Source organism: Roseococcus sp. GW821-FHT12F05, assembly GCF_058806835.1.
Genome location: NZ_JBXAQB010000007.1, coordinates 19,202 through 33,637, shown reverse-complemented (window position 1 = coordinate 33,637; position 14,436 = coordinate 19,202). Strand labels below are relative to the sequence as shown.

The window sequence follows — 14,436 nt, the reverse complement described above, 5'->3', positions numbered from 1 at the left end:
GCCCGACGCACCTACTGACCGATGTGGCTGCGGATGCCGTCGGCCACCTGCTGCAGCGCCGCCACGGTCGAGGGCACGTTCCGCAGAGGGTTGAGCAGCACGAAGTCGTGGATCGTGCCGTTGTAGCGCACCGCCGCGACTGTCACGCCGGCATCCTTGAGCCGGCGCGCATAGGCCTCGCCCTCGTCGCGCAACGGGTCGTTCTCCGCGGTGATGACGAGCGCCGGCGGCAGGCCGCGCAGCTCCTCGAGGCTCGCCCGCAGCGGCGAGACATAGGGGCTGTTGCGCGTCGAGGCGTCGGCCACGTAGCGGTCCCAGCCGTATTGCATGAAGGCGCGGGCCAGGAAGTGGCCGGTGCCGAACTCACGGTAGGACTGGGTGTCCACGCTGGCATCCGTCGCCGGGATGAGGAGCACCTGGTAGGCGATGCGCGGACCGTGGCGGTCCTTCGTCATCAGCGCGAGGGCCGCGGTCATGTTGCCGCCGACGGAGTTGCCCGCGACCGCGATGCGGCTGCCATCCGCGCCGAACTCCTGCGCATGCTGCGAGACCCAGCTCAGCGCGGCGTAGCTCTCCTCGAGCTGCGTCGGATAATGGGCGGCGGGCAGCGGCGTGTACTCGACGAAGACGCCCACCTGGCCGGACTGGACGACGAGGTCGCGCAGCAGCCGCTGGTGGTTGTGGAAGTTGCCGACGATCCAGACGCCGCCGTGGATGAAGAGCAGCACGCCGGGATTCGCGGCCGGCCGCTCTGGCGTCATGATGTAGAGCTTCACCGTCCGGTCGTTTTGGGTGATGGTCCGCTCGACCGTGGTCACGCCCGACATGTCGACGGGCACGCTGTCCTGGAGTCCGCTGAGGATCTCCTGCGGACGGGGCTGCGGCAGCTCCCAGAACGGGCTGGGGTCCTTGTTCAGCTGGACCAGCAGGGCCCGCACCTGCGGGTCGAGATGGGGATCGGTCGCGACATCGGCGGCCATGGCAGTCTGCGTCATCATGCATGCTCCGAGCAGAAGGGGGACGAGGTTTCGGATCTGAATCATGGGATTGTCCTGACTCGCGGCGCAGGGAGCGCCGCTCCGGAAATCTGCTCGATCCATTTCGGAGTGCGAATAATACAATAGTATATTTTGCGTTACATGATGGTACTCAATCAATAATGAATGTAAAATCCTGATATACGTGCAAATTACAGAGCACATTCGATCTATGAAGTCGTCACGGTCGGCGAAGATTTTGCTATATCGTTGTAATGGCGACCTGTGCGGGATCGCCGTTTCCAATGATCGCCGGAAATCGTGGCAAGCCACCTTCCAGGTCGTCCGGATGACCTGGACTATTCCTGCCGCAGCGGGCGGGCCAGCAGCGCCTGCATCGCGGCCGGCACGTCGAGCCGGCCCTCCAGCACCTCGACCACCGCTGCGCCGATGGGCAGCTCCACCCCCGCCGCCGCGGCGCGGGCCAGCAGCGCCGGTGCCGTCGTCACGCCCTCGGTCACGCTCGTGCGGCCGGCCAGGATCTCGGCGAGGCTCTTTCCCCGCCCCAGCGCCATGCCCAGCGAAGTGTTGCGGCTGGACGGCCCCGTCGCCGTCAGCAGCAGGTCGCCCAGGCCCGACAGCCCCGACGCCGTCTCCGCCCGGCCGCCTAGCCCCACCACCAGCCGCGACAGCTCCGCGAGCCCGCGTGTGATCAGCGCCGCGCGCGCGTTCTCGCCGAGCCCGGCGCCCATCGCGATGCCGGCTGCGATGGCCAGCACGTTCTTCGCGGCCCCGCCGAGCTGCACGCCCAACGCGTCCTCGCTCGCATAGAGCCGCAGCGCGCCACCCGAGAGCAGCGACTGCGCCCGCTCGCAGAGCGCCATGTCGGCCGCCGCGACCACGCTCGCCGCCGGCAACCCGGCCGCCACCTCATGCGCGAAGTTCGGGCCGGAGATCACGCCGGCCGCGAGGTCCGGCCGCGCTTCGGCCATCACCTCCAGCGGCAGTCGCAGGCTACCGGTCTCCAGCCCCTTGCAGGCGAGCAGCAGCGGCGGAAGCCCGGTGGGCAGCGCGGCGAGCACCGCGCGCAGCGGCTGCATCGGCACCGCCAGTATGGCCAGCGCCGAGCCCAGCGCCTCTCCGGCATCGCCCGTCACGCGCAGCGCCGCCGGCAGGGCGATGCCCGGCAGGCGCGGATTTTCGCGCGAGGCCGCCATCGCCTCCGCCCGCTTCGGGTCACGCGCCCAGAGCACCACGCGATGCCCGAGCCGAACGGCGTGGATCGCCAGCGCCGTGCCCCAGGCGCCGGCGCCGATCACCGCGACCTCACTCATCCGCGATGCGCGTCAGCGTCCATCCTCCACCAGCCTCCCCTCTTGCCAGCAGATCCGCCAGCTCGGCCAGGATGGCGCGCGCGGCCTCCTCGAAGCCATAGGGCGCATTGACCACGACGAGGCCGCAGCCGTTCAGCCGCGCCGCGTCGATCGGCTCGCGCAGGTGCAGCTCGGCGGCAAGGATGTCCTTCACGCCCGATTCCGCCAGCGCCGTGTGGAAGGCGCGCACCGGCGCGCGGCCCTTGATGGGATACCAGGCCGCCTGCACCAGCCCGCGCGCCCGGCGCGAGACCTCCACGATGCCAGCGGTCAGCCGCTCGTATTCGCCGGGCTGCTCGAAGGGCGGGTCCATCAGCACGAGGCCGCGCTTCTCCGGGAAGGGTGTCAGCGCCCGCAGCGATTCCCAGGCATCGCGCCTGTGCACGGCCACGCGGTCGTCGCGGCGGAAGAGCGCGCGCAGCGTGGCGTGGTCCTCCTCGTGCAGCTCGACCAGCGCGAGGCGGTCCTGCTCGCGCAGCAGCGCAGCGGCGATCGCCGGCGAGCCGGGATAGGAGCCGCCCTCGCTCGCCAGCGCGATGTAATCGGCCAGCGGCCCGTCCGTGATGCCCTGGAGCCTGCCGATGCCCTGGCGCCACTCGCCCGTGCGCTGCGCCTCGTCGCCGCCGAGGTCGTAGCGGCCGATGCCCGCATGGGTGTCGAGCACACGGAAGGCCGCCGGCTTGCGCGCCAGCGCGCGCAGCAGCCAGGCCAGCAGCGCGTGCTTCATGCAATCGGCGAAATTGCCGGCGTGAAAGGCATGGCGGTAGTTCATATTTTATGCCCTCAGACGGCGGGCGGCGGCTCTGCCGCCTTGCCTTCGCGCCGCGACGGTCGCGCCGGGGAAAAGGTTAGCCTGGGCTCGGTCGATTGGGAGGCGCCGCGCATCTTGTCCGTGGCAGCGCGAGCCGGCCGCTCAGATCCTGAGCGTGGCGCCATGCTCCGGGCTCCCGGCCACGAGCTTCGCGATGGCCGCGCCCACCTCGGCCGGCTGCCGGATCGACTTGGGATCCTCGCCCGGAAAGGCCGCCCAGCGCAGGTTGGTCGCCACCGGCCCCGGATCGGCAAGCGCCACGCGCACCGGCGTCTGCTCGACCTCCGCCGCCCAGCAGCGCACGAGATGCGCCTGCGCCGCCTTGGCCGCCGAATACAGCCCGAAATAGGCCGTCGGCCTGTCCGCATAGCTGTCGGTCAGCACGATCGCGCGGCCCGCCGGGGCCACGCGCAGCGCGGGATCGCAGGTGCGGATCAGCCGCCAGGTCGCACTGGTGTTGACCGCGAGGCTTTCCTCCCAGTCGCGCGGCGTGATGTGCGCCGCGGGCGTCAGCTTCGACAGCACGCCGGCGGCATGCACCAGCACGTCCAGCCGGCCGAAGCGCTCCACGATCGACGGTCCGAGCATGTCGAGCTGCTCGGCCTCGCGCACCATGTCGAGCGGCAGCAGCGTCGCCGTGCCGCCGGATGCGCGGATCAGGTCGTCCGTCTCCTCGAGCCCGCCCTGGCTGCGCGCCGTCAGCACGAGGTGCACGCCCATGCCCGCCAGCGCCAGCGCCGTGGCCCGGCCGATTCCCCGGCTGGCCCCCGTGACGAGCGCGACCTGTCCTGCCAGCAGTCCTGAACTCACGCGCCGGCCTTCAGAAGGCTGCCGCGGCGCTCGGCATTGTCCGTCATGTCGGTGAGCGGGATGGCATAGTCGCCGGTGAAGCAGGCGTCGCAGAAGGCGGGCTTCTCGCTGTCGCGCCCGGCCTTGCCGAGGGCGCGGTAGAGCCCGTCGATGGAGATATAGGCGAGGCTGTCGACGCCGATCAGCTTCGCCATCTCGGCCAGGTCGTGCTTGGCGGCCAGCAGCTCGCTGCGCTCGGGCGTGTCGATGCCGTAGAAGCAGCTGTGCGTGGTGGGCGGCGAGGAGATCCTCATATGGACCTCGGCCGCCCCGGCCTGGCGGACCATCTCGACGATCTTCTTCGAGGTGGTGCCGCGCACGATCGAATCATCCACCAGGATGACGCGCTTGCCCTCAAGCACCGCGCGGTTCGCGCTGTGCTTGAGCTTCACGCCGAGGTGGCGGATCTGGTCGGTCGGCTCGATGAAGGTGCGGCCCACATAGTGGTTGCGGATGATGCCGAGCTCGAAGGGAATGCCGGATTCGACCGCATAGCCCATGGCGGCGGGCACGCCGCTGTCGGGCACGGGCACGACCACATCCGCCTCGACGCCGCTCTCGCGGGCCAGCTCCGCCCCGATGCGCTTGCGCGTGTCGTAGACCGGCGTGCCCTCCATCACCGAGTCCGGCCGGGCGAAGTAGATATACTCGAAGATGCAGAAGCGGTTCTCGGTGGCGGAGAAGGGCTTCACCGAGCGGATGCCGGTGTCGTCGATGATGACGATCTCGCCCGGGTCGATGTCGCGCACGAATTCGGCGCTGACGATGTCGAGCGCGCAGGTCTCGCTGGCCAGCACCCAGCCATCGTTCAGGCGACCCAGCACCAGCGGCCGCACGCCCAGCGGGTCGCGCGCGCCCATCAGCGCGCCGTTGTGCAGCGCCACCAGCGAATAGGCGCCCTGCACCTGCTTCAGCGCGTCGATCAGCCGGTCCAGCACCGTGGAGTAGAGGCTGATGGCGATGAGGTGGACGAAGACCTCGCTGTCCGTCGTGGACTGGAAGAGGCAGCCGCGGCGCACCAGCGCCCGCTTCAGCACGCCCGCATTGGTGAGGTTGCCGTTGTGGCCGACGGCGAAGCCGCCGAACTCGAAATCGGCGAAGAGCGGCTGCACGTTGCGCAGCGCGGTCTCGCCCGTGGTGGCGTAGCGGTTATGGCCGATGGCGGCGCTGCCGGGCAGGCCGGCCATGACCTTGGCATCGCCGAAGATGTCGCCGACCAGACCGAGGCCCTTATGCGCATGGAAGCTGCCCGCATCGTCCAGCGTGACGATGCCCGAGGCCTCCTGGCCGCGGTGCTGCAGGGCGTGCAGGCCGAGCGCGGTCAGCGCCGCCGCGTCCTTGTGGCGCCAGACGCCGAAGACGCCGCATTCCTCGTGGAACTTGTCGTCGTCCGAGAGAGGAAGGGGCATGGGGGCGGCCTTCAGGTTCGATTGCGGGCAGGCGGGCGCATCAGATCCTCCTGCGTCGGCTCACGTCGCTCGGGGGGCGCGGCGATGCGGGGGCGATACTCCTCCGGCATCAGGCCGACAACCCATCTCGCGACATCGACGACGAGAGGCAGCGCCCGGGCCTCCCTCACCGCTTCGGGCCAGCGCTCGACGGCGGGCACGAAGAGCCCGGCGAGAACATAAGCCAAAGCAGCGATGAAGGCGCCACGCGCAAGGCCGAATATGGCCCCGAGCGAGCGATCCACACCCCCCAGCGGGCTGCGCTGCACGCGCCCCGCCAATGCGTGGATGACAAGCTTGAGAACGACCAGCACCACCAGAAAGATCACGCCGACCGCCACGCCGTCGGCCAGCCAGTCCGGCTCGATGGCGCCGTTGAGCAGGGCGACGACCGGCTGGCGGAAGGTGAAGGCGGCCACGGCGGCGCCGATCCAGGCGGCGACGCCGAGCACCTCGCGCACGAATCCCCGCAGGAAGGAGAGGATGGCCGAGGCCACCATCACGATCAGGAGAATGCCGTCGGCCCAGGTCATGCTGCGCCGCGTATAGCGGGCCGCTGTGATTCGCGTGAGTCCCCCAGAAGAGTTGAGATTGCGTCACATTCGCGGAGAGATCAGGCCGCGCTCGACTCCCGGAACGCCGCGCCCTCATGACGCAGCAGCCAGCGCTTGCGGTCCAGCCCGCCGCCATAGCCGGTCAGCGAGCCATTGCTGCCGATCACCCGATGGCAGGGCAGCACGATGCTGATCGGGTTGGCGCCATTGGCCGCCCCCACGGCGCGGACCGCTCGCGGCGAGCCGAGCTTTGCCGCCAGGGCGCCGTAGCTGAGCGTCTCGCCGGCCGGGATCGTCGTCAGGGCCGCCCAGAGCGCCCGCTGAAAGGGCGTGCCGACCGTCTGCCAGGCGACGGAGGCAAGGCTCCCGAGCTCACCCTCGAAATAGGCGGTCAGCGCGCGCCGCATGACCGCGGGGGCCGCGCCCGGCTCCGGCGCGAAGGGGCGGTAGTTCAGGCGGAGGAGGTAGGTCAGCCGGGCCTCGTGGTCGGACCAGTCGAGGCCGCGGAGACATCCCTCCTCGTCCGTGATCAGCAGCGCCTCGCCGATCGGCGTCGCCAGCCGGTCCAGGAAAAGGCGGGTCATGCGCGCGCCTTCTCCCGCTTGAGCGTGCTGGCCGCGAAGGGCGCCACCAGGTCCGCCAGATGCCCGACCTCCGTCAGCCTCAGCCCCTCGATCGGCGCCGGCGGCTTGTTGCCCCGGGCCACGCGGCGCGGCAGGACGGCGGCCGAGAAGCCCAGCTTCTGCGCCTCGCGCAGCCGCTGCTCGGCCTGGGAGACCTGCCGGATCTCGCCGGACAGCCCGACCTCGCCGAAATACACCGCATCGGGATCCGTCGGCCGGTCGGTGATGGCGGAGACCAGCGCAGCCGCCACCGCCATGTCCGCCGCCGGCTCGTTGATGCGCAGCCCGCCGGCGATGTTCAGGTACACGTCCGCCTGGGCGAAGGTGAGGTTGCAGCGCGCCTCCAGCACGGCCAGCAGCATGGAGAGCCGCCCGCCCTCCCAGCCCACCACCTGGCGGCGCGGGCTGCCGCCGTTGCTGGGCGAGAGCAGCGCCTGCACCTCCACCAGCACGGGCCGCGTGCCCTCCATGCCGGCGAAAACCGCGCTGCCCGCGATATTGCCCCGCCGCTCGGCCAGGAAGAGAGCGGAGGGGTTGGTGACCTCCATCAGCCCGCCCTCGGTCATCTCGAAGACGCCGATCTCGTCGGTCGCGCCGAAGCGGTTCTTGGTGGCGCGGAGGATGCGGAACTGGTGGCCGCGGTCGCCCTCGAAGTAGAGCGTGGCGTCGACCATGTGCTCCAGCACGCGCGGGCCGGCGAGCGTGCCCTCCTTGGTGACGTGCCCCACGAGCACCAGGGCGAAGCCCCGCGCCTTGGCGCAGCGGATCAGCTCGAAGGCGCAGGTGCGGACCTGGGCCACGGTGCCGGGCGCGGAATCCAGCGCGTCCAGCCACATGGTCTGGATGGAATCGATGACGACGAGGGTGGCGTCCTTCTCGGCCTCCAGGCTCGCGATGATGTCGCGCAGGGCCGAGGCCGCCGCCAGCGCCATCGGCGCGTCCTGCAGGCCCAGGCGACGCGCGCGCAGCCGCACCTGGGCCACCGCCTCCTCGCCCGAGATGTAGAGGACGCGCTTGCCCGCGCTGGACATCCGCGCCGCGGCCTGCAGCAGGATGGTGGACTTGCCGATGCCGGGATCGCCGCCCACCAGCACCGCCGAGGCCGGCACGAAGCCGCCGCCCAGCACGCGGTCGAGCTCCGCGATGCCGGTGAGGTGGCGCGGCGGGGGCGCGCTCTCGCCGGCGAGCCCGACGAGGTCGATGCCGCGCCCGAGCGGCGCCTTGCCGGCCGGGCCGGGGCCGCGCGGCGCCGTCGATTCCTCGACGAGGGTGTTCCATTCGCCGCAGCCGTCGCAACGCCCCTGCCACTTCGGGTGGTCGGCGCCGCAGGACTGGCAGACGAAGCGGGTGCGATCCTTGGCCATCACATCAGAACATAAATAGAACAAACCCATGATGCAAGCTGGATGGATACCGATAGGCAACACCGATCGGGGAAACTGCTTTCACGGATTGGTTGCTATCGCCAGCGCCCGATAGCCTTCCCTCATCGTACAACGAAAACCCCCGATGGGAAAAGGCAGACAGACATGAGAAAGCACATCCTGATGGCCGCCCTGGCCGCCTCCACCGCCCTCGGCTTCGCGGCGGCCCCCGTCACCCAGGCTGCGGCGCAGGGCAATCCGTCCTATTGCCAAGGCCGGCTGCAAGCCGCGAGCTTCTACAGCACGGTGAGCGCCACCAGCACCAGCAGCACCACGAGCTACTGGCTGATCCTGCAGAACACGACGGGCCTCGAGGTGAACTTCGCCGTCGCCTTCATCGCCCACCAGGCAAACAACCGGCCCAACGGGACGCATTTCACGAAGCTCGGCCGCTGGGGCACGTCGCAGGCCGTCCTGCTGGGCCGCCAGATGGTGCACAACCCAACCGGCTCTGGCGCGTTGACCGTGAGCGACCTGCCGGGGAACACGAGAGTGACCTGCCGCTGAGCCTGGCCGAGGTCGGGTGGAACCGCCCGCCATCGGGAAGGCTACAAAACGACAATCCGGAGCGGCCGAACCGCTCCAATATGAACGCTATTGCCGTCGCGCCGAACTTCCCCCCGGGCGCGGCGACATCCCCGGCGGGGCGACACTCCCCCCAACTAGGTCCCCGCCGGGGCCCCCTCTTCTGTCTTTTGTCTTTCCGGCCAGCGTGACGCCGCTTCTGCAGAAATCCCGGAGAGGTTGCAAAGACCTCTTCAAATCGTGCCATTTGTTGTGTATATGCATCATATGGTCCGCAAACCCCTCCTCACCGCCGACGATGCCACGGAAGCCTGCACCGAGATCCGGACGCAGTGCCTGGCCTTCGCCGCGCGCCGGACCGCGAACCTCATTTCACGCGCCTATGCCGCCAAGCTGGCGCCGCTGGGGCTGGAGCCCTCGCAATTCGGGGTGCTCATCGTGGTCGCCACCGGAAAGGCGGATTCCGCACGCGAGCTCGCCGACAAGCTGGGCATCGAGCGCTCCACCCTCACCCGCAATCTGACGCGGCTGCTCGATGCGGGGCTGCTGGTCGGCGCGCCAGGCAAGGGGCGGCGCATCACCTACAGCCTCACCCCCGCGGGCCGCGCCAGGCTCACTGAGGCGCTACCTCTCTGGCAGGAAGCGCAGAGCGCGATGCAGGCGCAGCTGCGCCCCGGCGTGGCCGAGACCGCGCGCGCCTCGCTCGAGGAGCTGCGCGGTGCGGCGCTGGAGCTGATCAACGCGGACTGAGGCGCGGCCTCGACAGGAATTTTCCCGCCAGCGCGCAGCCCGACCGCACCGCCTCGGCGAGCGGCAGGCCACGCGCCAGCCCGTCCAGCAGGCCGGCGGCGAAGACGTCCCCGGCACCGGTCGTGTCCGTGCTGGCCACCGGGGTCACCGGTACCGTCGAGACCTTCTCCGCCACGACCGTCACCGGCCCCGTGCCGTCCGTGAGCACCAGGGCCTCGCATCCCGTCGTCGCGCGGCCGCGCGCCAGCAGGGCGGCGGGATCGCCCTCCGGCAGGTCGCTGCGCGAGCCGATCAGGATCCGCGCCGGATGCGCCATCGTCTCGTCGAGCGGGAACTGCGCGACGACCATGGGATGCGCCGCGAGCGCCGCTTCGGTCTCCGCCGGCAGCTGCCGTGCGTTCACGTAGACGATCCCGGCCTCCAACACCGCTGGCGCCGGGCGGGGCCCAGGCGCGCGCGGCGGGTGGATCAGCGTGCGCTCGCCCTGCGGCTCGACCAGGATTTCCGTCAGCGGCGTCTCACCCGGCACCATAACGGTCGGGCCGGCGTCGATGCCGAGCCGCGCCAGCTCCGCCAGAAGGGCGCGCCCCTTCGGATCGTCATGCACCACCCCCGCCACCGCGACGCGATGCCCCAGCACGGCCAGCGGCCCGCCGGTGTTGATGCCGCCCCCGCCGAAGCGCTCCTCGATGCTCCGCCAGGCAAGGCGCGAGCCCGGCCGCAGCGGCGCGTCCAGCCGCCAGATCCGGTCGATGGCCGTGGTGGCGATCAGCAGGATGCCGCTCAATGCTCGGCCGATCCCGGCGCGAAAGCCTCGGTGATGAAGCGCTGCGCCGCCAGGAAGAGCAGCAAAACCGGCAGCGCGGACAGGAAGCTGGTCGCCATCAGCGGCCCCCAGAGCCGTTGCCCGCCCTCGGCATCGGCGAACATGGCGATGCCGGTGACGATGGTCTTTCGCCCCGGCTCCTCCAGCACGAGCTGCGCCCAGAGATAGATGTTCCAGGCGCCGAGGAAGGCGATGACGGCCAGCGCCGCCACCGAGGGCAGGACGTTCGGCAGCGCGATGCCGAAAAACTGTCGCCAGAGCCCGGCGCCGTCGAGCCGCGCGGCCTCGAAGATCGAATCCGGCAGCCGCCGGAAGACCTGGCGGGCGTAGAAAACGTAGAAGCCGATATAGGGGATCATCGGCAGGATCATCGCCGTGTAGGTGTCGAAGATCCCCAGCCGCACGATGGCGATGTAGCTCGGCAGGATGGCGACGACGGCGGGAAAGCTCATGGTCGCCAGGATGATCCAGAACAGCGTCTCCCGCCCGCGGAATCTCAACCGGGCGAAGGCGAAGCCGGCGGGCAGCGAGAGCGCCAGCTTGCCGGCGGTGATCGCGCTGGCCGTCAGCACCGAGTTGCCGAGCCAGGTCCAGACGGGATAGCGCCGCGCGGCATCGAAGAAATTGGCCAGCGTCGGCTCGCGCGGCCAGAGCCGCATGGGGTCGCTCAGCACGAGGTGGTTGGGCGTGAAGGCCGCGCTGGCGATCCAGACCAGCGGCAGCACCGTCAGCACGGCCGCGACCGCCAGCAGGATGTGCGCGAGCCAGCGCATCACCGATAGAAGACCCGCCGCTCGAACAGACGGAACTGCAGCGCGGTCACCGCCAGCACCAGCACGATCATGATCACCGCCACGGCGCTGGCCTCGCCGAACTGGAAGAAGGCCAGCCCGCGCTGCCAGAGAAAGAAGAGCAGGCTGCTGCTGCGCCCGGCCGGCCCGCCCTCGGTCAGCACGTCGATCACGCCGACGATGTCGTCCAGCACGTGCGACACCGTGGTGACGGCGATGAAGAAGGCGGTGGGCGCGATCAGCGGCAGGTCGATCGTCCAGAAGCGCCGCCAGGGCCCGGCGCCGTCGATTCGCGCGGCCTCGTGGACCTCCTTCGGGATGCCCAGCAGCGCTGCCGCCCAGAGCAGCATGTTAAGCCCGAAGGTCTTCCAGAAGGTCACCACGGCCACGCAGAGCAGCGCGAGGTCCGGGTCGGTGTGCCAGCGCGAGCGCGGCAGGCCAAGCGCAGCCAGCACCTCGTTCAACACGCCGTTCACCGGCGAGAGCAGCCAGGACCAGGCCACGCCGGCGACCGAATAGGCCAGGATCGTCGGCAGGAAGAGCAGGCTGCGATAGGTCTGGCTCAGCCGGCGCGAGGCGACCTGGGTCAGGGCCAGTGCCAGGACCAGCGGCAGCACGATCTGCGCCGGCACGAGGATCGCGACGTACCAGAAGGTGTTTCGGGCCGCATGGCCGAAATCCTCGCTGTCGAGCAGCGTGCGGTAATTTTCCAGCCCGACGAAGTCAGCCTCCGGCGAGAGCAGGTTCCAGTCGCTCACCGACAGGCCCGCCGAGGCGAGGATCGGCAGGTACAGGAAGACCAGCACCGCGAGGACGGCGGGGCCGACGAAGAGGTAGGGGGCGATCCGTGCCCCGAAAGCCCTCAGGCCACGACCACCCGGGCCAGCTCGGCCTGTGCGCGGGCCATACCCTCGGCGACCGGTACCTCCTTCAGCAGCATGCGGGTCACCCAGCGGCGCCAGATGTCCTGGCCCTCGAAGCCGCGGCGGCCGGGCCAGATGGTCTCCGCGGTCAGCCCGTCGGCGAGCTGCGCGGCGGCGGCGGCCATCTCCGGGGCGATCAGCGGCAGCGGATGCACGGAGGTGTTGAGGTAGCCGACCTCCGACCAGAGCGTCTGCCCTTCGGCCGAGGCGCAGAATTCGAGAAAGGCCATGGCGGCCCGGGCCTGCTCCGCGTTGCGGGCGTAGATCGCAAGAAAATTGCCGCCGCTGTTCATCCGGCGGGAGCGGCCTGGCAGTCCCGGGAACTTCGCCGTCGCCACCGGGAAGGGCAGGCCCTTCAGGACCGAAACCCGCGTCGAGGAGGTGGTGACGATGGCCAGCGCGCCGGCATCGAAGGCCGTGTCCTGCTCGCGCCCGTTGACCGGCTGCCAGAGCCCCTCATGCGCCGGCGCGCAATAGGCCTCCATGCCGGCAATGGCCTCGGGGCGGTTGAGCGTGAGCTGGCCCTGCGGATCGATGAGGAAGCCGCCCGCATTCTGGATGAAGGACTGGCTGGTCCATTCGTTGTTCGAGAGCGCCAGCGCCGAGCGGTAGGCCGCATGCCGGCCCTTCAGTTTCGCGTCCATCGCCCGCGCCTGGGCGTAGAGCCAGTCCGTGTCGAACTGCTGCGGGACCTCCGGCAGGCCGGCCTCGTGCCACAGCGCCAGGTTGACGTAGGTGATCGGCGTGGACATGGCCCAGGGCAGCCCGATCAGCGCGCCGTCGATGGTCACCAGCTGATGCACCGAGGGGACGAAGTTGGCGATCAGCCGCCCGGCGAGCTCGCGATCGATCTCGCGCAGGTCGCGGGCGCCGAGGGTGCGCTTCGCGTAGGAACCGAACTTCCAGCCCGTGGTCATGAGCGCCGGCGGCCGGCCGGCGGCGATGCTGGCGGTGGCCTGGGCCGTGGCCTCCTCGTAATTCGCGGAGAAGCGATTACGCAGGGTGACACCGAGCCGCCTGGCGTTGAAGGCGTCCACCACCTTCTGGAAGGGCCGGTCGCTGCCCCAAATGCTCATCACGTCGATCTGCGCATCGTCCCCGCGGGCAGCGCGAGAGACGAAGGGGGTGGCCAATGGGGAAGCCATGAGGCCGGCCAGGGCGAAGCGGCGGGTAAGCATCGGTTGTCCCTCTCAGCGGAGGAGCTGACTTAACCGGTCATCCGGATGCTTTGGGTGTCAGTCGCGTGAAATGAGGAGGTCTCAATCCCCCCGCAGCGCGGCTCCCGCGGCCAGCGGCGCCAGCGGGATCGCCAGCGCCAGCATGGCCGCCTCCAACAGCAGGAAGGGCCGGGCCTCGAGGCCCGAGGCGGCCGCCTCGATCGCCGCGGCGCCGAAGATCACCACCGGGATGGCGAGCGGCAGCACCAGCAGGGGCAGCAGCACGCCGCCGCGCCGCGCGCCCAGCGTCAGCGCCGCGCCGGCCGCGCCCAGCAGCGACAGGATCGCCGAGCCCAGCGCCAGCGCGATCATCGCCACCGCCATGGCCTCGACGGGCAGGTTCAGCAGCGCCGCGGCAAGTGGCGTGGCGACGACCAGCGGCACGCCCGTCGTGATCCAGTGCGCCAGCGCCTTCACCGCCGCGATCGCGGCGGGATGCAGGCTGCTCAGCAGGAGCTGGTCGAGCGAGCCGTCCTCCGCCTCGGCGCCGAAGAGCCGGTCGAGCGGCAGCAGCGCCGCCAGCAGCGCGGAGGCCAGCAGCACGCCGGGCGCGAGCCGCGCCAGCAGCTCGGGCGAGGGGCCGACGCCGAAGGGGAAGAGCGCGGCCACCAGCACGAAGAACATCACGGCCGCAAGCGTGTCGGCCGGGTGGCGGAAGGCCAGCCGCAGCTCGCGAGACAGGAGTGGGATCAAAGCCGCAGCTCCCGGGCGTCCGGCAGCGGCAGCGGCAGGTGCGTGGCCGCGATCACCATGCCGCCCGCGGCGCGATGCGTGGCGAAGAGCGGCGCCAGCTTCTCCACCGATGCCGCGTCCAGCCCCACGGAAGGCTCGTCCAGCAGCCAGAGCGGCGCGTGTCCCAGCGCCAGCCGCGCCAGCGCCAGCCGCCGCTTCTGACCCGAGGAGAGCACCCGCGCCGGCAGCTCCGCGAGATCAGCGAGGCCGAGCGCGGCCAGGGCGGCCATGACATCTCCGCCATGCAGGCTTGCATAGAAGCCCAGGTTCTCCGCAGCACTCAGCGCCGGCTTCAGCGCATCCTGGTGGCCGAGGTAGCGCAGCCGCGTGCCATGCACCGGCAGGTCGGCGAAGGCATCCGCGCCGCTCCACAGCAGCCGCCCCGCCGCTGCCGGCAGCAGCCCCGCCAATACTCGCAGCAGCGACGACTTGCCCGCCCCGTTCGCGCCCGTCAGCAGCAGCGCGTCGCCCGGCTCAATTGCGAATGAGACGCAATCAAAAACAAGCCTTTCCGCGCGCCAGCACGCCAATTCCTGCGCCTCGATCAGGCTCGCCTCCATGGACCGTGAACCGTCGTCATGCTTAAACCCGCAACGACAGAGTAGAGGACGAT

General features: G+C 70.4%; 16 protein-coding genes. 2 read left to right on the top strand and 14 right to left on the bottom strand.

Going from position 1 to position 14,436, the window contains the following annotated elements:
- Positions 1–11: 11 nt before the first annotated feature.
- From AC1ROY_RS18045 to radA, 8 genes are all read right to left on the bottom strand, one after another.
- Positions 12–998: an alpha/beta hydrolase gene (locus tag AC1ROY_RS18045; protein ID WP_493150244.1), complete on the bottom strand. Its 987-nt coding sequence runs from the start codon at positions 996–998 to the stop codon at positions 12–14.
- Positions 999–1,336: 338 nt separating this feature from the next.
- Positions 1,337–2,311: an NAD(P)H-dependent glycerol-3-phosphate dehydrogenase gene (locus AC1ROY_RS18040; protein WP_493150243.1), complete on the bottom strand. Its 975-nt coding sequence runs from the start codon at positions 2,309–2,311 to the stop codon at positions 1,337–1,339.
- Positions 2,304–3,122, bottom strand: a complete 819-nt coding sequence (locus AC1ROY_RS18035) for a 23S rRNA (adenine(2030)-N(6))-methyltransferase RlmJ (RefSeq protein ID WP_493150242.1) — start codon at positions 3,120–3,122, stop codon at positions 2,304–2,306. Before AC1ROY_RS18035 ends, AC1ROY_RS18040 begins: the two co-directional genes overlap by 8 nt.
- A gap of 141 nt (positions 3,123–3,263) precedes the next feature.
- Complete coding sequence (locus AC1ROY_RS18030) at positions 3,264–3,971, bottom strand: SDR family NAD(P)-dependent oxidoreductase (RefSeq protein WP_493150241.1); 708 nt, start codon at positions 3,969–3,971, stop codon at positions 3,264–3,266.
- A complete protein-coding gene (gene purF, locus AC1ROY_RS18025) occupies positions 3,968–5,419 on the bottom strand; it encodes an amidophosphoribosyltransferase (protein WP_493150240.1) in 1,452 nt (483 codons plus the stop codon). The genes AC1ROY_RS18030 and purF overlap by 4 nt, the downstream gene beginning before the upstream one ends.
- An 11-nt stretch (positions 5,420–5,430) precedes the next feature.
- Positions 5,431–5,991, bottom strand: coding sequence for a CvpA family protein (locus tag AC1ROY_RS18020; protein ID WP_493150239.1), 561 nt, complete (start codon positions 5,989–5,991; stop codon positions 5,431–5,433).
- Positions 5,992–6,071: 80 nt separating this feature from the next.
- Positions 6,072–6,596: a methylated-DNA--[protein]-cysteine S-methyltransferase gene (locus AC1ROY_RS18015; protein WP_493150238.1), complete on the bottom strand. Its 525-nt coding sequence runs from the start codon at positions 6,594–6,596 to the stop codon at positions 6,072–6,074.
- Positions 6,593–7,999: a DNA repair protein RadA gene (gene radA, locus AC1ROY_RS18010; RefSeq protein ID WP_493150237.1), complete on the bottom strand. Its 1,407-nt coding sequence runs from the start codon at positions 7,997–7,999 to the stop codon at positions 6,593–6,595. The genes AC1ROY_RS18015 and radA overlap by 4 nt, the downstream gene beginning before the upstream one ends.
- 165 nt (positions 8,000–8,164) lie before the next feature.
- Here radA and AC1ROY_RS18005 point away from each other — a divergent pair, with 165 nt between their 5' ends.
- Positions 8,165–8,566, top strand: coding sequence for a hypothetical protein (locus AC1ROY_RS18005; RefSeq protein ID WP_493150236.1), 402 nt, complete (start codon positions 8,165–8,167; stop codon positions 8,564–8,566).
- A gap of 285 nt (positions 8,567–8,851) precedes the next feature.
- Positions 8,852–9,334: a MarR family winged helix-turn-helix transcriptional regulator gene (locus AC1ROY_RS18000; protein WP_493150235.1), complete on the top strand. Its 483-nt coding sequence runs from the start codon at positions 8,852–8,854 to the stop codon at positions 9,332–9,334.
- Here AC1ROY_RS18000 and AC1ROY_RS17995 read toward each other — a convergent pair.
- From AC1ROY_RS17995 to ccmA, 6 genes are all read right to left on the bottom strand, one after another.
- Entirely contained in the window at positions 9,321–10,121 is an 801-nt protein-coding gene (locus tag AC1ROY_RS17995) for a PfkB family carbohydrate kinase (RefSeq protein ID WP_493150234.1), read from the bottom strand. The genes AC1ROY_RS18000 and AC1ROY_RS17995 overlap by 14 nt on opposite strands.
- A complete protein-coding gene (locus AC1ROY_RS17990; protein WP_493150501.1) occupies positions 10,118–10,933 on the bottom strand; it encodes a carbohydrate ABC transporter permease in 816 nt (271 codons plus the stop codon). The genes AC1ROY_RS17995 and AC1ROY_RS17990 overlap by 4 nt, the downstream gene beginning before the upstream one ends.
- Positions 10,933–11,757 carry a carbohydrate ABC transporter permease gene (locus AC1ROY_RS17985; protein WP_493150233.1) on the bottom strand — a complete coding sequence of 275 codons (825 nt, stop codon included), beginning with the start codon at positions 11,755–11,757 and terminating at the stop codon, positions 10,933–10,935. The genes AC1ROY_RS17990 and AC1ROY_RS17985 overlap by 1 nt, the downstream gene beginning before the upstream one ends.
- Before the next feature lie 56 nt (positions 11,758–11,813).
- Entirely contained in the window at positions 11,814–13,052 is a 1,239-nt protein-coding gene (locus tag AC1ROY_RS17980) for an extracellular solute-binding protein (protein WP_493150232.1), read from the bottom strand.
- An 81-nt stretch (positions 13,053–13,133) separates the two neighbouring features.
- Entirely contained in the window at positions 13,134–13,784 is a 651-nt protein-coding gene (gene ccmB / locus AC1ROY_RS17975) for a heme exporter protein CcmB (RefSeq protein WP_493150231.1), read from the bottom strand.
- Entirely contained in the window at positions 13,781–14,368 is a 588-nt protein-coding gene (ccmA, locus tag AC1ROY_RS17970; RefSeq protein ID WP_493150500.1) for a heme ABC exporter ATP-binding protein CcmA, read from the bottom strand. Before ccmA ends, ccmB begins: the two co-directional genes overlap by 4 nt.
- Between the last annotated feature and the right edge of the window lie 68 nt (positions 14,369–14,436).

What these genes read in the sequence shown, in the direction of transcription:
- AC1ROY_RS18045 (WP_493150244.1), bottom strand. Translation starts at nt 998, where the DNA reads ATGATGACGCAGACTGCCATGGCCGCCGATGTCGCGACCGATCCCCAT.
- AC1ROY_RS18040 (WP_493150243.1), bottom strand. Translation starts at nt 2,311, where the DNA reads ATGAGTGAGGTCGCGGTGATCGGCGCCGGCGCCTGGGGCACGGCGCTG.
- AC1ROY_RS18035 (WP_493150242.1), bottom strand. Translation starts at nt 3,122, where the DNA reads ATGAACTACCGCCATGCCTTTCACGCCGGCAATTTCGCCGATTGCATG.
- purF (WP_493150240.1), bottom strand. Translation starts at nt 5,419, where the DNA reads ATGCCCCTTCCTCTCTCGGACGACGACAAGTTCCACGAGGAATGCGGC.
- AC1ROY_RS18020 (WP_493150239.1), bottom strand. Translation starts at nt 5,991, where the DNA reads ATGACCTGGGCCGACGGCATTCTCCTGATCGTGATGGTGGCCTCGGCC.
- AC1ROY_RS18015 (WP_493150238.1), bottom strand. Translation starts at nt 6,596, where the DNA reads ATGACCCGCCTTTTCCTGGACCGGCTGGCGACGCCGATCGGCGAGGCG.
- radA (WP_493150237.1), bottom strand. Translation starts at nt 7,999, where the DNA reads ATGGCCAAGGATCGCACCCGCTTCGTCTGCCAGTCCTGCGGCGCCGAC.
- AC1ROY_RS18005 (WP_493150236.1), top strand. Translation starts at nt 8,165, where the DNA reads ATGAGAAAGCACATCCTGATGGCCGCCCTGGCCGCCTCCACCGCCCTC.
- AC1ROY_RS18000 (WP_493150235.1), top strand. Translation starts at nt 8,852, where the DNA reads ATGGTCCGCAAACCCCTCCTCACCGCCGACGATGCCACGGAAGCCTGC.
- AC1ROY_RS17990 (WP_493150501.1), bottom strand. Translation starts at nt 10,933, where the DNA reads ATGCGCTGGCTCGCGCACATCCTGCTGGCGGTCGCGGCCGTGCTGACG.
- AC1ROY_RS17980 (WP_493150232.1), bottom strand. Translation starts at nt 13,052, where the DNA reads ATGCTTACCCGCCGCTTCGCCCTGGCCGGCCTCATGGCTTCCCCATTG.